Below are 19,549 nucleotides of genomic sequence, written 5' to 3'. Positions count from 1 at the left end.
ATTCAATGCCGGACAATAATCTGGGCGCCGATCTTCACTCGGTCATATAGGTCGATAACGTCTTCGTTGGTCATTCGAATGCAACCGGAGGAGTTGGCCTGTCCGACAGTCCATGGCTGATTGGTGCCGTGGACGCGATAAAGCGTGTTGCCGATGTACAAGGCGCGCGCGCCCAACGGGTTGTTGGGGCCTCCCGCGACCCTAACGGGCAGGAAGCGGCCTTTCGATGCTTCCCTGGAACGCATTTCGGCCGGCGGCTGCCAATCCGGCCAGTCCTTCTTGCCCGAGATCGTGTCGCGACCCGACCACTCGAGCCCCTCCTTGCCGACGCCCACCGCATATCGCAGCGCCTTGCCGTTTCCCAATATGTAATAGAGGCGTCGCTCCGTGGTGTTGATCACAATCGATCCCTTCGGTTGAACCTCACCGAAATCGACGACCTCCTTGGGGATTGCCGACCATGCCGGCCGCTTTTCTCCACCAGGGGGCTGGTCGGGAGCGGATGGCGAGATCAGTACATTTCGGGTTTGATCGTAGCCCCAGCTTCGCGGGTCATAGCCGCTATTCGACTGACCCTGCGCCGGCGCCATGCCGGCGGTCAACGTGGCGACAACCAGAACCGACTCACACAGGCCCCCGACGAGACGCGGGTCGGTCAGAGTCCAGCGCCCTAGAATGCCCGCAGGAGCTTTCGAGCTCGAGAGCAGGTTCCTGCGTGCTGCCACCGGGGCTGATCCCTTTCAAATTCGAGCAGGAAACCGGCAACCACCAACCGCCTCTGCCTGATTCCATGCGCACCATATCGCTTTGCTCGTCATTCGCAACATTTGGAACCAAGTATGCATTGGCAATCCAATTGGACTTCCAATTTGGCAACGCGCGCGATAGGATGAAACGTGGCGGGTAAATCATGAGACGGCGACGCGGACCATCGCTCCGCGCCCTTGCGATAGGACCAATGTTGACGGCACGCGGTACCTGCCAAGCGCACCGGTTGTCGAAAGCCAATGCCGCCTTCGTGGCCGGCGGCCTCGCGGTCATGCTGATGTTCGGCCTCGCTGCTTCGCGGGCGGATGCCGCCGAGCCGCGCTGGCCCGCCGGTCCTTACAAATACATCACCATCGATCAGTCGGTGACGGACGCGCTGGTCGAGCTTGGCCGCAACATGCGAGTGCCGATGCGTGTCAGCAAGCTGGTAAAGGGGCGCTTGAGCGCCGGCATGCCGGTTGGAACGGCGCGCGAGTTTCTTGAAGAGATTTGCAATCGATACGGTCTGGTCTGGCATTTCGACGGTATCGTCATGAACGTCGCCACCGAAGCTGAGGTCCAGACGGAGATGATTCCGCTTGATGCCAACACGGCAGCCGACGCGGAAGACCGGCTTTCGCGGCTGGGCGTCATCGATCCGAAGTTCCCGGTGAAGGTCTCCAGGCAGGACGATGTCGTCTCGGTATCGGGGCCGCCGTCCTACATCGAGCTCGTCAGGAAGACACTCGGGGTTCCTGCCGCGAAGGGCAACAAGCAGGAGCCGGGCAAAGTTGTTTCGGTCCGCGTTTTCCGCGGAAAGCAGGCGGAGGCGCAAACTGTCCCCTCCGGAAAACCGACTAAGGAATAGGAGGCAGCTTCATGCAGATCGCGCCGATTGGAGCCTTGGAGGCGACGCTGGCCACCTTGACCACCAGCGTAAGCCCGCAACAGCAGATCACCGCCGGTGCGGCGGCGCAGCCGGGCAACCGGATGGTTGGCGCCAAGCAGGAAAAGCACGATGCCGTGCAGCTCAACGCGCCAGAGCGCGGCGATGTCGCTGCACGCGCGGGCCAGCAGGTGGCACAGACATCGTCCGGAGCCAATCCGGCAATGGCCGGACAGTCTTCCAAGTCGGAAAGGGCAGGGCCGATCGTCGAACACAAACTCTTCGACTATCTGGCTGAGGTGGAGAAGACTGGAGGAGGAGCGGTCACGGATCCCTCGGCCCTGTTGGGTTCCGCCGTTCAGTCGCTGGAAGGAACCATGCAGCAGGTCCAAAAGGCCCTCGGCAAAGCGAATACGCCGGCAAACGCCGAAACGGCCGCTACGCAGGATGCCACGCCGTCGGGCAAAGAAGCGGAAAATGCACCGGCAAAGAATGCCGAGCAGTTGCTCGAACGATCCATTTCGGTGATGTGGGCGGCAGCCAATCTCGAAGTCGTGACGAGCAGCGTAAAGGCCGTGACGTCGTCCACCAGCACGCTGATCAAGCAACAATAGGCGCTGCGAAGTGCTCGTGCCCGAATTGGTCCTGCCGCGGCGGTCGGCGCTGTTCAATCGATGTATCGCGGCGTGCCGCGTCACGCTTGTTCTCGTGGCCATGCTTTTGCTCCAGGCCTGTTCGGTGGAGCTCTATTCCAACCTCAATCAGCGGCAAGCCAACGAGATCGTGGCCACGCTGATGCGTCACGGGATTCCGGCACAACGCGAGGCCGGCAAGGACGGCAAGATGACGGTTTCGGTACAGAAGGGCCATTTCGCCGAAGCCATGGCTATTCTCGACGAAAGCGGTTTGCCCAAACAGGAATTCCAGACGCTGGGCGAGGTGTTCAAGAGGGACGGGCTCGTCTCTTCGCCGGTGGAAGAGCGGGCAACGATGATCTATGGCCTGAGCCAGGAGCTTTCGCAGACAATCTCGGATATCGACGGCGTGCTTTCCGCGCGTGTTCATCTTGTCCTGCCCGAGAACGATCCGCTGAGACAGCAGTTGGTCCCGTCGTCCGCCTCCGTGTTCATCCGGCATCGTGCATCCGTGCCGATGAATGAGCTGATCCCGCAGGTCAAGATGCTGGTGGCCAAGGGCATCGCCGGCCTCACCTACGACAACGTCTCCGTCACGCTCATTCCGGTTGCCGCGACAGCCCCTGAACCGGACTCCGAGGCAGGCTTCACGACCTTCCTTGGTCTCTGGCTGCATCCGGATAGCGTGGCGGCCGCGATGTGGCTGTTCTACGGCATGGCGGCGGCCATACTCGCGCTGGCCGCCCGGCTTGCGTACCTGCAGTGGTACCGGAGGCCCGGTGTCTACGCCCTCGACGCTTCCGCAATACCTGTGAAGAAGACATGACCCCAGCCCGCTCGGAGCAAGCCGCCAGCCCGCAGTGGCGGGCATTCATGTCCGGCCTCGCAACCTATGCGGACGCGGCCCGGCTCGCGGAATGTTTTGATGGCATGATCAGCGAGGCTGCCTGCCAACGTATGCTGCAGTCGCAACGCCTGCATGAGCGGTTGTCGAAGCATCTGCTGGAGCACTACCGGCTCTCTCACGCTGCCGATGAACCGTCCGACGAAGTGGATCGGGCGATCGCCCTGTCGTCGGGCGAGGAGCTGGAGGATCTCGCTCTTCGCTCGGGAGCAATCTACTGGGCGGGCAGTCTTGCCGCCGTCATTGACGGACGCGAGGCCGATGCGCTGCAGGTGGCGCTCGGCGCCGATCTCTGTACTTTAGCCGTCGCCAACCGCGACCTGGCCGGTCCAGTGCGGCTGTTGGAGCCCTTGGAAGATATCCGCAGCCGCGTCTATGCCGATGGCCTGAGCTGCCTTGGCGGGTGGTGCCAGGCGATGCCACATGAGACGGGCGTGCGCGTTCGCCTCAAGCTCATGCCGCACGAACTCATCGACCGGACGGCCAAGGCTTTCATCGAGTGCGGTCCGCCGATCGTCCGGCGCGCTATGGAGTTGGCGTGATGGTCGAACCGGGCCCTGCGATCACCGATATGCCAAGGCGGCCTTACGCCCGCATCCTGCGCGCCGCCGAGGCGCGCGCGCGGCAGGATGGCTATGCATTTCTTGAGGAGGCGAGGCAGGATGCCCAGCGGATGCGCGAAGCAGCCCGGCGTGCTTATGCAGCCGAATACGCGCAGGGTTATGAGGACGGCAAGGCGCAAGGCGATGCAGATGCCAGCCGGTTGATAAGCGAAACAGCGGTCAAGGTCGATCGCTATCTCGGTGGGCTAGAAGCCGAAGTCACCGGTCTCGCCCTCGAGGTTGTCAGGCGAATTCTCGGGGAATTCGACGTCGGCACGCTCGTGGCAAGGGCCGCAAGGCAGGCCGTGACCGAAATTCGCCGAGCCAAATATCTGAAGGTCCGGGTCCATCCCGCTTCCGTGGGCAGAGTTCGCGAAGAATTGGACGCGGTCCTGCGCAAGAGCGATCTGGGCATGACGGTCGAAATCGACACGGACCATGCGCTGGCGCAGGGTGCTTGCATCCTTTCGACCGATGTCGCCGTCATCGATGCCAGCATCGACGCTCAGCTCGATGCCATCGCCGCCGCAATCTCGTCAAAGGCCGAGGCGTCGGCATGACAGGTCCAGCCATCGATGTCGAGGGCCGCCTGGCGTCCATCATTCCGAACCTCCGTTCCGGCCTGCGCGACGATGCCAGCCGTCCCAGGAAAGGGCGTGTGCGGCGGGTGATCGGCACAGTCATTCATGCGACTGTGGAAGAAGCCCGGATCGGCGAGATATGCGAGCTGGTAGACCCCAAGGCCGGCAGGAGGACCAAGGCGGAAGTCGTCGGGCTCATGGATGAGATGGCGATCCTCGTTCAGCTGGGCGATCTGACCGGCCTTTCAAGCCTGACCGAGGTCGTCGCGACCGGAAAGGAGCAGCTGGTCGCCGTCGGACCCGGCCTCCTCGGCCGCGTGATCAGCGCGTTCGGCGAGCCATTGGATGGCAGGCCGCTTTCGCCGGACGGTATTGTCGGCAGCTATCCGGTCAATGCCTATCCGCCGTCTCCGCTGGAGCGCACTCTGATTTCCGAGCCGATCCAGCTTGGCATCCGCGCCCTCGATGGGCTGCTCACCTGCGCGCGCGGGCAGCGCGTCGGCATATTCGGCGAACCCGGCGTCGGCAAGTCGATCCTGCTCTCCGATATCGTCAGCGGCACCGACGCCGATGTTGCGGTAGTCGCCCTCGTCGGCGAACGTGGGCGCGAGGTGCGCGAGTTCGTCGAACACCAGCTTGGACCGAAAGGTCGGGAGCGGGCGGTCGTCGTCGTCGCCACGTCGGACCGGCCCGCCATCGAGCGCGTCAAGGCCGCTTATGTGGCGACCAGCATCGCCGAATTTTTTCGCGACCAGGGCAAGCATGTGCTGCTTGCGATGGACAACATAACGCGCTTCGCCCGAGCGCAGCGTGAAATTGGCCTGGCCTCGGGCGAGCCGCCGACGCGAAGAGGTTTTCCGTCTTCGCTGTTCGCGGTTCTGCCGCGCCTGCTCGAGCGCTCGGGGCCTGGTCGCATCGGGTCCATCACAAGCCTCTACAGCGTCCTTCTGGAAGGCGACGGAACGCTGGATCCGGTGGCCGAGGAAATCCAGGCGCTGCTCGATGGCCATGTCTTCCTGTCGAGCGAACTTGCGCAACGCAACCATTTTCCAGCCATCGACATCCTGCGCAGCAGGAGCCGCCTGATGGATGCCGTTGTGCCGCCGACACATCGGACCGACGCCGGCCACCTGCGCGAATTGCTCGCCCGCTATGCCGACATCGAACTTCTCGTGCGTGTCGGCGAGTACGAAAAAGGCAGCGATGCCGTGGCGGACGAGGCGATGGCGAAGATTGACGCCATCACCGCCTTCCTGCGGCAGGGATCCGCCGCTCATGAGAGTATCGAGAAGACTCGGCAATTGATGCGGGAGATCGTCGATGAAGGAACGTGACATGATCGCCCGCTTGCGCGACCTCAGAAGCCGCCGTGAAGAGCGCGCCAGGGAAGATGTGGTCAGAAGGCGCGCGGCTGCGCAGAGGGCGGCAAGGCAGGGCCAGGAGGCCGCCGTCGCGGTAACGGATCATCTCGAGCGCACGGTCGACGCCGAAGACGCGGCCTTCGGGGCGCTCGTTGGACAGCCGGTAAAGGCCGCCAGGCTCCACCGGCTTCAGGGGCGGTTCGAGAGCGCTGCGAGAAAAACCGAGCAGTTGCGGGAAACCGCGAAGATGGCGGCGCTCGCCGAGCAGCAACGCCAGGCGGAGCTGTCGGTGGCCCGCAATGATCACCGCGCGAGCATGGAGGCGGTGACCAAGCTGGACAGGCTGTCGGAGCAACTGGCCAAACGCAACGCGCGTCGTCGCTTGGCCCTCGCCGAGCTTTCCGAGGAAGAGGAGCGCGGCCAACCGCGCCCGCCCGCGGAACGATAGCCCAATTCGTGATCGACATGGATGTGACGCCTCAAGACTTCGCTCCGGCGAAAAGGAAAGCGCGGCTGAAACCGGCGAAACGGGCCGCCGCAGGCTCGGGCGGTGGAGCACGGCTGACATTGGAAACCGTGGCGCGCGCGGATGTTGGCGCGTTGAACGCCTTTTACCGTCGCCGCGCGGCCGCGGAGATCACCCTTGCGGGAAAGGCCATGGCGATCGCATCCATCTGGCCGGCGCCGAACTCTGCGGACAAGCCGCAATGCGCGATTGGGCTCACCGTCGGCGATACGGTCGGGCAATTGTGCCTGCCGCTTTCGGTTGTCGAGCGAGGTCTCGCCAGGATCGACGGAACGATCGATACGAAACGGCTGGCGCCCGCGCACGCCGCACTGCTGCTGGAGACTGCATTCGAAGACGATCTCGAATGGATCGAGGGCAAGCTGGATGAGAGGATCGAGATCACCTCGGTCGCGCCGGGAAATACCGTCTCGGGCGAAACTCCATTCGCTTTTGTCCTGACCGGCAAGGACGAATCGATAGGCTGCGTCTTGACCACGAACGATACCGGTCTGGTGGTGCGGATCGGCCGTCTTCTCGACGAACTGGGCAGGACCAGACCGCCGGTCCCGGCTGAATTTCCGCTGCCGATCTGCTTACGGCGCGGCCCGCTTGCGATCACCCTTGGCGAGCTTCAAACCCTGCAGCCTGACGATGTGGTGCTTTTCCGCGATGCGGAGGAGATGGCGGCGCTCGTCATTGGAGAGCGCCTTTATGCGCCGGTGGCCCTGACAGCCGATGGCCCGCAATTGCTTGCCGCGCCGACTGCAATCGCTGGATCGAATTGGGAGTGGACCATGAACCAGAATACGCCGCCGCCAGCCGGGCAGACCTTGGAAGAATCGACTTTGGACGAATTGGTGATCGCGCTTGCCTTCGAGGTCGCCCGCACCGCAATGCCCCTAGCGGAAATAAGGCAGCTTGCGCCCGGCGCCATCGTTCCGCTCGCCGATGTGGCCGAGGCGACTGTCGACATCCTCGCCAACGGCAGGAGGGTCGGTCGTGGTGAGATCGTGCGGATCGGAGAAAGCCTGGGCGTGCGGATCGTCCGAATGTTCGACAATGCTTGATAACTCACCCAACCTGCTTGGAATTCTGATCGCCGTCGGCGTGGTCGGGCTGCTGCCGCTGGCGGTCGTCACGATGACAGGCTTCCTGAAGATTTCGGTCGTGCTGTTTCTCATCCGCAATGCGCTCGGCGTTCAGCAAATGCCGCCCAATCTGGTGCTCTACGGCATCGCGCTCGTGCTGACGGTCTATGTCACCACGCCATTGCTGAGCGAAATGTCGAGCCGGCTTCAGGAAGGGCAGGTCCAGTTCCAGACGACGGATGACCTTGCGCGGGCGGCGCAACTGGTCAGGGAACCTTTGCAGCGCCACCTCATGAGATTCACCCAGCCGCAAGAACGGCAGTTCTTTCTCGACGGAACGAACCGTCTGTGGCCGGAACAGGCCCGGCAAAATCTCAAAGACGACGATCTGTCGATCCTTGTCCCTGCCTTTGTCGCATCCGAACTTACCCGGGCCTTCGAAATCGGCTTCCTGCTCTATCTTCCTTTCCTCATTATCGATCTCGTTGTTGCGAATGTCCTGATGACGCTCGGCATGATCATGGTTTCGCCGGTCCTTATTTCGATCCCGCTGAAGCTATTCCTCTTCGTCGCCATAGACGGGTGGTCGCGGCTGATGCATGGCCTCATTCTGAGCTATGGCTGACGCCGCTGGGGGTTTTGCATGAGCAATGACTTCATCCTGGCGAAGGTCCAAGGTGCGCTTCTGACGGTGTTGCTGGCGTCGAGCCCGGCGATTATCGCGGCGCTAGCCGTCGGCATCCTTGTCGGCCTTGCCCAGGCGTTGACTCAGATCCAGGATCAGTCGTTGCCGCAGACCATCAAGCTCGTCGTGATCTTGCTGGTCATCATGGTCTTCGGTCCGCTACTTGGCCAGCAGATCGCGCAGCAGGCCTCGACGGCGCTGGACGAGTTCCCCGTCGTCACGCGTTGAGGCACGCGGATGTCGGCCGAACCACTGTTCACCTCGATCAAGGAGCTTCAGTTCTACCTCCTGGCAGGCGCTTTCGCGCTCGCCCGCATGACCGGGTTCATGCTCCTGATGCCGCTCTTTTCGCGCGTGCCGTTGTCAGGGCTTCTGCGCAGCGGTGTGGCGCTGGCGCTGGCAGTTCCGATCTTCCCGATGATCGTCAACAAGCTGACGAGCACCGATCTCCAGACGACGATGGTCGTGCTCTACATGCTCAAGGAGGTCGTGGTCGGCGTAACGCTCGGCCTGGCGATGGGAATACCATTCTGGGCGGCGGAAGCCGCGGGCGATATCCTGGATTTGCAGCGCGGTTCCACGATGGGGACGTTGATCGATCCGATGATGACCCATGAGACCGGTGCCACCGGCACCTTCCTCGCCGTCATCATGGTCACGATCTACCTCGCAGCCGGCGGCCTGCAACTTTGTCTGACCAGTCTCTACGACAGCTACGACCTTTGGCCGATCGATCGACTTCTGCCACTGTTCAGCAAGGACGCGGCCGGGATCTTCCTCGGCTTGCTGAACCGCATTCTGGTGATGGCGCTGACCCTCGTTTTCCCGCTCATCATCAGCATGCTCTTGTCCGATATTGTGCTGGCCTTCCTGGCGCGGGCGTCGCCGCACCTCAATGTTTTCGCGCTTTCGCTGGTCGTCAAGACACTGGTCTTCAGCCTGGTCTTTGTCCTCTACGCGGCTTTCCTGCTCTCGTACATGAACCGCGATCTCGGCTTCCTGCGCGAGGCAGGCCGTCAGTTACAAGCGATCGGCTGCCTGAGCTGTCAATGAGAGTCAGTATGTCTATGCAAAAATGCTAATAGGTAAGCATTCGCTGGCTAACAAATAAATACAATTTATCAATGAGGAAAGATTCTGACAATTTGACAAGCGAATAGCCAGGCGATGATCTTACGCTCTTTCGACGTGTCTGTGAAACGTGCATACTCTCGGACGCCATGCCTCGCCAGACCACTTCATTGTTCTATGACAATTTGCGACTGGTCGATGCAGACAAGCTGCGCAGGCTGGTTAGGATGGGCGCCTATGAAGGGTACACGGGAGGGCTTGCGAGCGGCAAGCTTCAGGCGAACGTTGTGATTGTGCCCAGCCGCTTTGCCAGCGATTTCCATCAGTTTTGCGTGCGCAATCCAAAGCCCTGTCCGTTGGTTGGCGTCAGTCGCGTTGGCAGCCCGCTGATCCCGACTCTGGGCAACATCGACATCCGTACCGATGCCCCCCAATACAACATCTATCGTTACGGTGAGCTCACCGGCCGCAGGACGGATATCATCGACTTGTGGCGGGATGACTTTGCGGCATTTGCGCTCGGCAGCTTGCTTACCGTCGAAGCGGCATTGGTCGAAAAGGGCGTAATGCTCCGCAGCGTTGGCCACGGCAAGGCGTTGCCCAAGTTTCGGACCGGAATCGAGACCTGGCGCGCCGGTCCGTTTGGTGGCGAAATGGTCGTTTCGATGCGCCCGATAAGGCGTTGCGATGTCGACAAGGTACGCGCCCTGACGGCACGCTTCCCGGACGCCCACGGCTCTCCAATCCATGTCGGAGACCCCACGATCATCGGAATAGAAGATTTGATGGCACCGGATTGGGGCGATGCGGTAGAAATCATGGAAGGCGAGGTCCCCGTTTTCTGGGCCAGCAGCCTGACCGCTCAGGACGCGCTTGCCCGTGCCGAACTCGCGATCTCGATCTCGATATCGCCAGGGCGTATGTCGATCACTGACGATGACGCAAAAGCGGATGCGGGCGCTTTCAAGTTTTGACAATTATCTTCATCTTCGGAAGTTGACGATCGGGGTGCTGACGGCCAGGCCATGCAGGGAGCGCAGAAAAACTTTGCGCTGCTAAATCAATAGGTTACGATGACTCAGAACGATCGAGTGGGGAGTAAGGGCAGAATGGGCTAATTTCGGATGGTTCGAGAGAATATTGCGCAGCGAACTGCCGAGGCTGTTTGGCTCACAGCGTCGGATACCGTTAAGAAGACTATCACTCGGTAGGCATCAACAGTTTCACGATCTATCGCCGCTCCAGGAACCCTCGTCCTTCGAAAATTGCAGGCATCGCCTTCTCGATCCGCGCGGTCCGTGTCCCAGACTGCTTGGCGCTGGCGAAGTGAAACAGGTATCCTCTTTGCCGACCCGGCGTCAGCGCCTCGAACGCGCGCTTGAACCGCGGATCGTTGCGGAACTTCTCTTTCAACTCCTCAGGCACGGGAACCTCTGGGGGCTTCGTCTCAACCTTCATTCCAGCCTTCTCGGCCGCCACGGCCTCGCGCACGTAGGCCTTGATGGTGTTCGCTTTCGTCGCAATCTCCTTGGCGCTGGTGAATTTTATCACCCGCGCTGCCTGAACCTGCCCGAGCTGCACCAGCAGCTTCTTGGGGTCCTTCAGTAGCGCACCCTGGAAGAAGCCCAACGCGCAATATTCTTTGAAGCCCTGAATGATGACGATATTTTTTCCAGCCATCGTGTAGCAGGGCTTTCCCCACTTGCACTCCTCACTTAGGCCAAACTCGGACAAGACCTTCTGCAGTGCGGCAATCTCTGCCTGCCACCGCTCTCGATACGCCATCTCCATGCTGCACCTCCGTCGCTCTAAGTTCGGCAGCTGTCGGCGCGTCGGTTAGGAGCCAACATCACCTCTGTCACAGCTTTCTACTCCGTTGTGCTGGTTTTCTTCCTGCGCCGATTGGTGTGGGACTGCGCGACGGCCAGTTTCAGCTCGGGTGTGACCTGCAACGGCGCGTTCTCTGCTGCACGTGGGTTCTGTAGCCCCTCGACGTGGACGGTCGGGAATGGCAGTTCGATGCCCTGCTCCTTGAAGACTTGGCGAATGCGTACATAGAATTTGCGTTTCATGTTGAAGGCGCCTCCCGGTCTGGTTGTGACCTTGACCCTCAAGACGATGCCGTATTCGCCGAATTCCTGCACGCCCTGCATCTTGATCGGTGAGATCACCCAGTTTTTGAATTCGGGATCTTCCGCCAGTTCGAGGCCGACCCGCTTGATCAGCCTGCGAGCGAAGTCGATATCGGTGTCGTAGCCGACGGTGATGTTGAACTTGTCGGTGACCCAGTCGCGGCTCTGGTTCTGGACTGCTCCGAGTTCACCGAAGGGTATTGTGAACAGTGGGCCACGATGGTGGCGCAGCTTCACCGAGCGCAGCGAAAAGCTCTCCACCGTTCCAACATAACGGCCGGATGTAATGTATTCGCCGACACGAAACGCATCATCGAGCAGAAAAAACACGCCCGAAATGACGTCCTTGACTATGGTTTGAGCTCCAAATCCTACAGCGACGCCGACAACGCCGGCGCCGGCGATCAGCGGGCCGATCTCGATACCCATTGATGCGAGCATCATCAGCACCGCCATCACGACGATTACCGCGAGCAGAATGTTCTGGATGATCGGCAAGAGCGTGCGCAGCCGCGCCTGCTGCGGATCGAGGATCGGGACCTCCTCGTCGTCGATCACCGCGTGCGGTGTTTCGACGCCCAGCTTTCGTTCGATCAAGGCTTTGATGATCGACCAGCCGAAATCGGCTGCCAGTGCGATGACCATGACATTGATCAAGCCGCGCAATACGAGCGTGGTCGTCGTATCGCTGTCGCGCATCGACTGCATGTCCAGACCCCAGACACGCGCGAGAAAATAAGCCGCCGTCAGGATCAGGATCATCCGGACTCCCCGATCGATTACAGCGATCGTCACCGCCGGGATCGTAGGCCGGCCAGCATCCTCCGAACCCGGCCGCAGGACGAAATTGACCCCGCGCTGCGTCAGCACGACTGCCAAAGGCAGGAAGAATGCGGCGAAGGTAAACCAGAATAATATATTGAGGCCGGCGATGCGCAGCAGGAACAGGGCGACGAAATAGGACGTCAACAGCCATGTCGCTTCCGCGTGGTGGTGCGCACTCTCTTGCTCGATTCTTGGCCGGCGCCAGATGGCAAGCAGCAAGAGCAGCAGCAGTACGAAATCGGCGCCCGTTGACAGGACCAGCATTCCGTCCCGATCGATGCCGAGACCCGGCAAGAGGATGAACGCGGCGGCGAAGAAAGCAAAGACGCCGACGATCCGGGGTAGCCAATAGAACCAATGGTCGGCCGTTTCGTTGGTGATCGGCAGAGCACGAACCTCGACGGCGCTCTCGACCTTCATGAAGGAAGGGACGAGGATGGCTGCGAGGTACATGCGCACACCCGCTGTAACGACTGCAGCCATCAGGAACGTCAGCACGATCTCGCGGATAAGCATTGGCCAGTCGAACAACATGAACGCGCCGGCGCTGCCCAGCGCGAACGAAACGATCAGCAGGCTGGAATAAAGCATACGGCCGCCGATCTTCTTGGCCCGCCCGATGGGCGTATCCTTCGGCTGCGCTATGACCCAGAGACGAAACGGGCGGGTGAGCCTGTACGTTGCCCAGGTGAGCGCCACGCCGGCAGCGATGAAGATCGCGATCAGCATGAATACGCCGGCCGGGCCTCTGCTGGACATATCGTCCATGGTCTCTGTCCGAACGCGCGCGAACTGGCCTGGCAGCAAGGGCAAAGTCCGTACGATTCTTTGGATGTGATGCTTGATCCGATCCAGCGCCGAGGATGCCATCGTATTCATCTGGCCTGGTGCGGCCACGGCGTCGGACGATGTGTCGGCCGGCGAAGCTCCCGCCTCGGCAGGCGCTCCCGTCGCCCCGGAGCCCTGCTTTCTTTGTTCGGCCACCCAGGCCTTCACCGACGGATCGTCGAGAAGCTCGAATAGCTGTTTGACCCTTTCAGGCGGGACGGTCGCCGGCGCCTGCGCCTGTGCCTGTCCAGCCAACAAGAGGGCGATTCCAAAGACAAGCGGCCTCGCAACCAGAACAAACATCGCGGTCAGATCTCCGAGACGTCGCGCCGGGCGCGCCGGATTCCTGGCTCCCAATTGTCGAATCATGAGTGGCATCGTGCTGCAACCTTCTGGTCGAATTGGCGAGCAACGACATCTATGCCCGTCCCAGCTCCTACCTTGAAGAAACCGATGTTGTGGCGCAAGACGCCATCGTTCCGAGCTGGACCGTTGCGCCGGGCGCAACATCTACAGCATGTCCTCCGGCCCGCCATGACCATTGATTTTGCAACGAAAAAATTGCCGTGGTGGGAGTGGGGAGGGCGCTGTTCAAGGCGGCTTCGGCGTGCCATCGAATGCCGCAAAGTCAAAAAATCGTCCGATCGACCTGAAGTAGTATTGGTAACCTTGAAATAGTAACTTCACGCAATTCTGCAGAAACGCGCCTATTCTTCAAAAATCCTTAGCATATTACCGCGTGAAGATGCGCCTGGCGGTCAAATAGATCCTGCCGATTTGATTGCGATCCGACCCGTCAGTCGCATGAAATCGCCTTTCGCTGGTGTTACCGCGGTGTATGCCTGACCGGAGGTGAGATCAAGAACGTGTACGATGGTGCTTCCGATATGCTCTTGCCATGAAAGAACCGTCACGCCCTTGCGAACCGCTACCGCCTCATATTCGACGGTGTCAGAGAAACCGGCATTGTCGCCCGCGATGATTTCCACGCTCAGCTCGCGTTCGGAGTGAATGGTGATCCGCGCCGTAAAGGTGGCGAACGTGATCTCGAGCACTTGGCCGACTGGAAGCGCCGATGTGGATCCTGGAGCCATCTCGGACACCCAAGCGACGGTCCGCGGCCGAAGCTCAAGCAGAAAGGTTTGCGTTGGCTCGCGGAAAATCGACCGACGTGCTCACATGCGCCCAGGCATCGAGCTCTCTTGCTTCGGCATCGAGCGCCGCACGGATGTGGTCGACCGCGATCTGTCCCAACGGCAGCCGCAAGGGCGGATTCTCGGCCTCGACGACCTCAATGATGGCTTGCGCTGCGCGAGCAGGGTCGCCCGGCTGATTGCCGTCCATTTGCTTTAGCGTCTGCCGCACCTGGCCGACGCTGGCTTCGTAGTCGCCCATCGGGCGCGACCATCTCGCGGACTCGCCGCTGAGAAATCGTGTGCGGAACGGAGCCGGCTCGACGATGATGACCTTGATTCCGAGGTGAGCCACCTCGCCGGCGAGCGCTTCCGAGAAGCCTTCGACTGCGAATTTGGCGGCGGAATAGAAAGCACCGCCAGGCAATGGCTCGACGCCGTTGAGCGACGACATCTGCACGAAGTGGCCTGAGCGCAGCCGGCGCAGATGCGGAAGCGCTGCACGCGTGACATTCACGACGCCGAAGAAGTCGACCTCGACCTGTTGCCGGAGTTCTTCCTCGGTGAGTTCTTCGATGGCGCCGACATGACCGTATCCGGCATTGTTGAAAATCACGTCGAGCCTGCCGAAATGCGCCACGGCCTCGTCGACCGTTTCCTTTGCCGCCGTCGCGCTGGTGACGTCCAATGGCAGCGCCAGCGCCCGATCGCCGCCTCGACGGGCAAAACCGCGTATCGCATCGACGTGTCGGGCGGTAGCCACCAGCCGGTCGCCGCGGTCGAGGACGGCCTCGCTCACAGCCCGGCCAAAGCCGCTGGAGGCTCCGGTCACAAACCAGACACGCTGCTTCCGATGTTGATCGACCATGTTCGGCACCTCCGTTCCAGACGTGAGTAACAGGCAAGTCCCGCGATATTTGCCCCTCAACGGGAACGGGACAGCACCGATCTCGTTCCGCATTGCAGCGGGGTGGCAAGCGAATGGGAATGAGAAGAATATCGGCGGCGAAGCTCGCGGCCATCACCGCCAAATACGGCGTCACCCTCGGCGAGCCGGCGGCGTGAGTTGAGTTTCAGTTCTATTGCCGTGGCTTGCGTCCGCCCGGCGCGCTTCGACAGGCAGCCCGGCGTTCATCGAGGTGAAGAGATTGTTGGCCGGGCGGCCCAGCAGACGCGGGTATGACTTGGAGTGGCCGCTGGGCCTGACCGGCGTCTTGGCGGGCCCGCCGGCTGAGAGGGGAGCTTAGTCGTTTTCCTGTAGTTGCTAATTCAGCAAAAAGGGGATGCTCCGTAAGCGTTAGGTCTGGAAGTGCGCAGTAGCTTTCCGCAGAGATCTACATAAAAACAAATACTTGGAGCGCGTCGACGTTCTGTCGAAAGCTGAACCGGCCCGGCTGTGAGGATGGGGTGTCAACGGGCGGTTCGTTGGTGGTCTCAAGACGGCTGAGCAGCGGCGTTGGAGCAACGGGTCGCCCGGACAGATGGCATCGCTCGGCATCCGTTTCGCGACGAATGCGAGCCGATATCACTCACGATCGCCGGATAGTGACCGACTGATCGGCTCAGGCGTAAGCGCGTCTGATGGTCGACCTGCCCGTTTCAGAAACGGACGGCCGGAACGGCTCGACCTGTCCTCCGGTCTTGTCCAGATACTGCATCAACGCGGTCACCAGATGATAGAAGATGCTTGCAGGGACTTCGGTCGCCACCGATCGTCCGCGCTCGTCGATCCTGTCGATCCACAGGCCTAGCGGCGCCGGCTCGATATGCCATCTGAAGAGGCGGGCGACGCGGGCTTCGATCTCGGGTTTCAGGTCAGGCCCGCCAATGCCGTCCAGGGCGGCCGCCGCCTTGACCGCCTCGCATTGCGGCCAGCTTCGGGAGGTGCGGTCGAGGGGAATCCCGTTCCGCGACACGGCCGCATAGGCCAGCCCCGTCGCCCTGTTCAACCCGCTGGCGACCGCCGATGAATAGAGTTTTCTCGCATAGGCCACCAGATCCTTCTGCCCGCTTGCCCGCGAGAAGTCGACGAGGAGGGAAGCCCATTCGAAATGGTGCCCCGGTTCGGTCCATTGTCCGTCGTTTCCTGGCGATGGCAACCAATCGGCGTCGAAACGCTCCCCGAGCGTCCAGCTCTCCTGGTCGAAGAAATGGCACCGGAAGAGATCGATGACGCGCGCAGCCCGACGCAGATATGCGCGGTCGCCGGTGACGTCATGCCAGGCAAGGAAGGATTCCAGCATGTGCATGTGCGGGTTCGAGAACCGCATCCCGTTCCAACCCGGGCTCTCGAGGAAACCATTCAGGCTGTGATCCTCGAGATGGGCGTCGATGAATTGGAACGTTTCCTGGGCAAGCCGCAAGGCGTCCCAATGGCCGCACCGGTGCGCATGGGCAAGCGCGAGCAGCACGCAGGAATGGTCGTAAGCGTCCTCCGCCGGGTCGGCCACGCTGCCGTTGGGTTGAAGGGTCCGCACCCATCCGCCGCGGTCGGTTCGACCGTTCCTGGCGATGAAGTCGATGCCGTGGTCGATCAGCCTGTCGGCCGGTCCGGTCCAGCCGCGTTCCTTGGCCACCGCGAAAGCGTATATCTGGCGCGCCATCGTTCGCATGCGCTTGGGTTTGCCCAACGGCCTTGCATCGAAGCCGAGAGCCTCATGGAAGCCGCCATGGACATCGTCGACACCCGAGGCGGACCATAGCGGCAAGGTCTCGTCGAAGAGCCAGTGCTCGACCCGCTTGCGCCACGATCCGCTGAGGACGACGCGGTCTTCCGACGCCGTGAACTTCGTCTCGAGACGTCCGCCCTTCTCCAGCTGTTCGACGACCTTTTTGACGTTCTGGCTATGGCTGACCGGGGCGACGAATACGGCGTCGGGCGTTGCCACCACCGCCACGTCCTTCATCCCGATGACGGTCAGCAATCTGCCCTGGCTGCGAAGGTAGGAGCCGTCGCAATCCATGGCGACGACGTCGCCCATCACGACGTTGCCGTTGGGGTCGGTCGGGCTCGCTTCGAGCAGCGACTGCCACGATCCAAGGTCGTTCCACCGGAAGGAAGCCGTGGCCATCGCGATGCCGCGCGCATGTTCCATCACCGCGTAGTCGATCGATATCGAGGGGACGGCGGAGTAGAAGCTTTGCGGCAGATAGATGCCGCTGACGTCTGTCCGCGCGGCCCGATAGGCCCGCTCGGCGGTTTCCCAGATGTCCGGCTGGAATTCGAGGAAGGCCTGCCGCATCGTCTCGGCGCGGAACAGGAAGATGCCGGCATTCCAGTAGAATCTTCCCGAAGAGACGTACTGGCGGGCTGTCTCGGCATCCGGCTTTTCGACAAAGCGCGAGACTGCCGCAACTGCGTCGCCCTTCGTCGTGGCGACCTCGATGTAGCCGTATCCGGTTTCGGGGTGCGTCGGCTTGATGCCGAACACGACGATGTTTCCTGAACTGGCGGCGGCGCTGCCCGCCTCGACGGTTTGCCAGAATTGCGCCTCGGTCGATATCTCGTGGTCGGAGGGGACCACGAGCACGAGCGCGTCGCCGCCATGTTCGGAAATCGTCTGCTGGGTGGCCACGGCGACGGCGGCGGCGGTATTGCGGCCGACGGGCTCGAAAATCGGCCTGCCGCCATTCAGGCCGAGCGGGCAGATGTCCGAAACAAGACGGTCGGCATGCCGTTCGGACGCTATCAGATAGATGGGGGTCTCGCCGTCCGGCCGCGCTTTCAGGCGCCGTACGGTCTTGGCAAGCATCGAGCCGTCACCCGAAAGATCGTGGAACTGCTTGGGATTGTCCTCGCGCGAGAGGGGCCACAGCCGCGAGCCCACGCCCCCGCTCATGACGAAACTTACGATCCGGTCTGGCATGTTGAGTTCCCCTCAGCCTATTCCTCTCAGAACGTCTGGTTGTAAGCTCCGACTTCCGGATTGCGGCGCAGCACCGCATCGAGAGCCTGGAACATCTCGCGACGTCGCTCCGGCGAGACGGGGCTTTCTACAACCACGACGATTTCCGGCTTGTTCGATGAGGCCCTGACCAGACCCCACGTGCCGTCCTGGGCGACTACACGCACCCCGTTCACGGTGACCAGATCGGCCAGCGGCTGGCCGGCGAACTCGATCCCGTCGCCCTTCATTTTCGTGAATGCCTTCACGACCTTCTCGACCACGCCGTATTTCTCCTCGTCGGGGCAATGGGGCGACATCGTCGGGGTGCCGAAGGTCAGCGGCAGGTCGCGATAGAGGTCTGCCAGTGTCTTGGCCGGGCTGCGGTCGAGCATCTCGCAGACGGCGATTGCCGTCACGAGCCCGTCGTCGTAGCCGCGCCCGATCGGCGGGTTGAAGAAGAAATGCCCCGACTTTTCGAAGCCGGCGATAGCGTTGAGCTCGGCTACGCGCCGCTTGATGTAGGAATGCCCGGTCTTCCAGTAATCCGTCGTCGCGCCGTTTTGGGCGAGGATGGGATCCGTCGCGAACAACCCCGTCGACTTCACGTCCGCGACGAATACGGACTTCGGGTGCAGGCTGGAAATGTCCCGCGCCAGCATGACGCCGACCTTGTCGGCAAAAATCTCGTGGCCCTCGTTATCGACCACGCCGCAGCGATCCCCGTCGCCGTCGAAGCCGAGTCCGACATCGGCGCCCGTCTCCAGAACCTTGTCCCGGATCGCATGCAGCATCTTCATGTCTTCGGGATTGGGGTTGTAGCGCGGAAACGTGTGGTCGAGCTCGACGTCCAGCGGGATTACCTCGCAGCCGATGCGTTCCAGCGCCTGCGGCGCAAAAGCGCCGGCGGTGCCATTGCCGCAGGCGGCCACCACCTTCAGCCTCCTGCCGATTGTCTTTCCCGCGGTCAGGTCCTCGATGTATCGCTCGCGAAATCCAGCGACGAATTCGTAGCTCCCTGCACCCGCCAGATCGAAGTCGCCGTCCAGCACGAGCGCTTTCAAGGCCGACATCTCCTCGGGGCCGAAAGTCAGCGGCCTTTGCGCTCCCATCTTCACGCCGGTCCAGCCGTTTTCGTTGTGTGAGGCCGTCACCATCGCCACCGACGGAGCGTCGAGCGCGAACTGGGCGAAGTAGGCCATGGGAGAAAGCGCCAGGCCGATGTCCTTGACGCGCGCGCCGGCCGCCATCAGGCCGCTGACCAGCGCCATCTTGATGGCCGTGGAATAGCTGCGGAAGTCGTGGCCGGTGATGATCTCCGGGCGCATGCCCATTCGGCGTATCAAAGTGCCGAGCCCCATGCCGAGCGCCTGCACGCCCAGCAGGTTGAGTTCGGGCTCCTTGTCGGAACCTGGGTGCCCGAACCACCAACGCGCGTCATATTCTCGAAAGCCAGTGGCCTTGATGAGAGCACTGGTTTCGAAGGCGAATGTGTTCGGCCTGGCCTGGCCGATAATGTTCAGGCTCACGGCTTCTGCTCCGCAATTTGCGGGCCAGTCCTAGCACGCGGTCGGGCGTGAGCCGCTTCATGAATTCGGATAGCTCGGCTCACCGGTCCGCACCCCCTCATCCGTTAGGAGCATGCCGGCCAACGGCCGAAAGGATATCTCGTCCAACAC

At 61.7% G+C, this 19,549-nt stretch carries 19 protein-coding genes; 12 read left to right on the top strand and 7 right to left on the bottom strand.

Going from position 1 to position 19,549, the window contains the following annotated elements:
- Positions 1-2 precede the first annotated feature (2 nt).
- Positions 3-725, bottom strand: a complete 723-nt coding sequence (locus tag P9236_RS22140) for a L,D-transpeptidase (RefSeq protein WP_278076685.1) — start codon at positions 723-725, stop codon at positions 3-5.
- Between the two features lie 233 nt (positions 726-958).
- Here P9236_RS22140 and P9236_RS22135 point away from each other — a divergent pair, with 233 nt between their 5' ends.
- The 12 genes from P9236_RS22135 (at position 959) to P9236_RS22080 (ending at position 10,042) form a co-directional block, all read left to right on the top strand.
- Positions 959-1,615 (top strand): type III secretion protein, encoded by a 657-nt coding sequence (locus P9236_RS22135; RefSeq protein ID WP_278076684.1) that lies wholly within the window; start codon positions 959-961, stop codon positions 1,613-1,615.
- 11 nt (positions 1,616-1,626) lie between these two features.
- On the top strand, positions 1,627-2,247 hold the full coding sequence (locus tag P9236_RS22130) for a hypothetical protein (protein ID WP_278076683.1): 621 nt from the start codon (positions 1,627-1,629) through the stop codon (positions 2,245-2,247).
- Positions 2,248-2,257: 10 nt separating this feature from the next.
- Positions 2,258-3,094 (top strand): type III secretion inner membrane ring lipoprotein SctJ, encoded by an 837-nt coding sequence (sctJ, locus tag P9236_RS22125; RefSeq protein ID WP_278076682.1) that lies wholly within the window; start codon positions 2,258-2,260, stop codon positions 3,092-3,094.
- 47 nt (positions 3,095-3,141) lie between these two features.
- Complete coding sequence (locus P9236_RS22120; RefSeq protein WP_278076681.1) at positions 3,142-3,714, top strand: hypothetical protein; 573 nt, start codon at positions 3,142-3,144, stop codon at positions 3,712-3,714.
- Entirely contained in the window at positions 3,714-4,334 is a 621-nt protein-coding gene (gene sctL, locus P9236_RS22115) for a type III secretion system stator protein SctL (RefSeq protein ID WP_347405200.1), read from the top strand. Before P9236_RS22120 ends, sctL begins: the two co-directional genes overlap by 1 nt.
- On the top strand, positions 4,331-5,689 hold the full coding sequence (locus P9236_RS22110) for a FliI/YscN family ATPase (protein WP_278076680.1): 1,359 nt from the start codon (positions 4,331-4,333) through the stop codon (positions 5,687-5,689). Before sctL ends, P9236_RS22110 begins: the two co-directional genes overlap by 4 nt.
- Positions 5,676-6,164 carry a hypothetical protein gene (locus P9236_RS22105; protein WP_278076679.1) on the top strand — a complete coding sequence of 163 codons (489 nt, stop codon included), beginning with the start codon at positions 5,676-5,678 and terminating at the stop codon, positions 6,162-6,164. Before P9236_RS22110 ends, P9236_RS22105 begins: the two co-directional genes overlap by 14 nt.
- 128 nt (positions 6,165-6,292) lie before the next feature.
- Positions 6,293-7,291: a type III secretion system cytoplasmic ring protein SctQ gene (sctQ, locus tag P9236_RS22100; protein ID WP_278076730.1), complete on the top strand. Its 999-nt coding sequence runs from the start codon at positions 6,293-6,295 to the stop codon at positions 7,289-7,291.
- Positions 7,284-7,937, top strand: a complete 654-nt coding sequence (gene sctR / locus P9236_RS22095) for a type III secretion system export apparatus subunit SctR (protein ID WP_278076678.1) — start codon at positions 7,284-7,286, stop codon at positions 7,935-7,937. Before sctQ ends, sctR begins: the two co-directional genes overlap by 8 nt.
- 18 nt (positions 7,938-7,955) lie before the next feature.
- Positions 7,956-8,225: a flagellar biosynthetic protein FliQ gene (locus P9236_RS22090; RefSeq protein WP_126085461.1), complete on the top strand. Its 270-nt coding sequence runs from the start codon at positions 7,956-7,958 to the stop codon at positions 8,223-8,225.
- A 9-nt stretch (positions 8,226-8,234) separates the two neighbouring features.
- Complete coding sequence (gene sctT, locus P9236_RS22085; protein ID WP_278076677.1) at positions 8,235-9,050, top strand: type III secretion system export apparatus subunit SctT; 816 nt, start codon at positions 8,235-8,237, stop codon at positions 9,048-9,050.
- Positions 9,051-9,217: 167 nt separating this feature from the next.
- Entirely contained in the window at positions 9,218-10,042 is an 825-nt protein-coding gene (locus tag P9236_RS22080; RefSeq protein ID WP_278076676.1) for a DUF1445 domain-containing protein, read from the top strand.
- Between the two features lie 256 nt (positions 10,043-10,298).
- Here the strand turns inward: P9236_RS22080 and P9236_RS22075 are convergent, their stop codons facing one another.
- The 6 genes from P9236_RS22075 to P9236_RS22050 all read right to left on the bottom strand — a co-directional run bounded on the left by P9236_RS22075 (position 10,299) and on the right by P9236_RS22050 (position 19,399).
- Positions 10,299-10,859, bottom strand: coding sequence for a DUF1801 domain-containing protein (locus P9236_RS22075; RefSeq protein ID WP_278076675.1), 561 nt, complete (start codon positions 10,857-10,859; stop codon positions 10,299-10,301).
- A 77-nt stretch (positions 10,860-10,936) separates the two neighbouring features.
- On the bottom strand, positions 10,937-13,156 hold the full coding sequence (locus tag P9236_RS22070) for a mechanosensitive ion channel family protein (RefSeq protein WP_278076674.1): 2,220 nt from the start codon (positions 13,154-13,156) through the stop codon (positions 10,937-10,939).
- A 455-nt stretch (positions 13,157-13,611) separates the two neighbouring features.
- Positions 13,612-13,908, bottom strand: coding sequence for a hypothetical protein (locus P9236_RS22065; protein ID WP_278076673.1), 297 nt, complete (start codon positions 13,906-13,908; stop codon positions 13,612-13,614).
- Between the two features lie 73 nt (positions 13,909-13,981).
- The gene (locus tag P9236_RS22060; RefSeq protein WP_278076672.1) at positions 13,982-14,854 is read right to left on the bottom strand and encodes an oxidoreductase; all 873 of its coding nucleotides are present in this window, start codon (positions 14,852-14,854) and stop codon (positions 13,982-13,984) included.
- 694 nt (positions 14,855-15,548) lie between these two features.
- Entirely contained in the window at positions 15,549-17,852 is a 2,304-nt protein-coding gene (locus P9236_RS22055) for an AGE family epimerase/isomerase (RefSeq protein ID WP_278076671.1), read from the bottom strand.
- A 26-nt stretch (positions 17,853-17,878) separates the two neighbouring features.
- The gene (locus tag P9236_RS22050; protein WP_278076670.1) at positions 17,879-19,399 is read right to left on the bottom strand and encodes a phosphomannomutase/phosphoglucomutase; all 1,521 of its coding nucleotides are present in this window, start codon (positions 19,397-19,399) and stop codon (positions 17,879-17,881) included.
- Positions 19,400-19,549 lie beyond the last annotated feature (150 nt).

The organism is Mesorhizobium sp. WSM4884 (genome assembly GCF_029625675.1).
GTDB lineage: Bacteria > Pseudomonadota > Alphaproteobacteria > Rhizobiales > Rhizobiaceae > Mesorhizobium.
This window is presented reverse-complemented; position numbering and strand designations above follow the sequence as displayed.

What these genes read in the sequence shown, in the direction of transcription:
- P9236_RS22135 (WP_278076684.1), top strand. Translation starts at nt 959, where the DNA reads ATGTTGACGGCACGCGGTACCTGCCAAGCGCACCGGTTGTCGAAAGCC.
- sctT (WP_278076677.1), top strand. Translation starts at nt 8,235, where the DNA reads ATGTCGGCCGAACCACTGTTCACCTCGATCAAGGAGCTTCAGTTCTAC.
- sctR (WP_278076678.1), top strand. Translation starts at nt 7,284, where the DNA reads ATGCTTGATAACTCACCCAACCTGCTTGGAATTCTGATCGCCGTCGGC.
- P9236_RS22060 (WP_278076672.1), bottom strand. Translation starts at nt 14,854, where the DNA reads ATGGTCGATCAACATCGGAAGCAGCGTGTCTGGTTTGTGACCGGAGCC.
- P9236_RS22090 (WP_126085461.1), top strand. Translation starts at nt 7,956, where the DNA reads ATGAGCAATGACTTCATCCTGGCGAAGGTCCAAGGTGCGCTTCTGACG.
- P9236_RS22105 (WP_278076679.1), top strand. Translation starts at nt 5,676, where the DNA reads ATGAAGGAACGTGACATGATCGCCCGCTTGCGCGACCTCAGAAGCCGC.
- P9236_RS22110 (WP_278076680.1), top strand. Translation starts at nt 4,331, where the DNA reads ATGACAGGTCCAGCCATCGATGTCGAGGGCCGCCTGGCGTCCATCATT.
- P9236_RS22070 (WP_278076674.1), bottom strand. Translation starts at nt 13,156, where the DNA reads ATGTTTGTTCTGGTTGCGAGGCCGCTTGTCTTTGGAATCGCCCTCTTG.
- P9236_RS22130 (WP_278076683.1), top strand. Translation starts at nt 1,627, where the DNA reads ATGCAGATCGCGCCGATTGGAGCCTTGGAGGCGACGCTGGCCACCTTG.
- P9236_RS22080 (WP_278076676.1), top strand. Translation starts at nt 9,218, where the DNA reads ATGCCTCGCCAGACCACTTCATTGTTCTATGACAATTTGCGACTGGTC.
- P9236_RS22075 (WP_278076675.1), bottom strand. Translation starts at nt 10,859, where the DNA reads ATGGAGATGGCGTATCGAGAGCGGTGGCAGGCAGAGATTGCCGCACTG.
- sctL (WP_347405200.1), top strand. Translation starts at nt 3,714, where the DNA reads ATGGTCGAACCGGGCCCTGCGATCACCGATATGCCAAGGCGGCCTTAC.
- P9236_RS22055 (WP_278076671.1), bottom strand. Translation starts at nt 17,852, where the DNA reads ATGCCAGACCGGATCGTAAGTTTCGTCATGAGCGGGGGCGTGGGCTCG.
- P9236_RS22120 (WP_278076681.1), top strand. Translation starts at nt 3,142, where the DNA reads ATGTCCGGCCTCGCAACCTATGCGGACGCGGCCCGGCTCGCGGAATGT.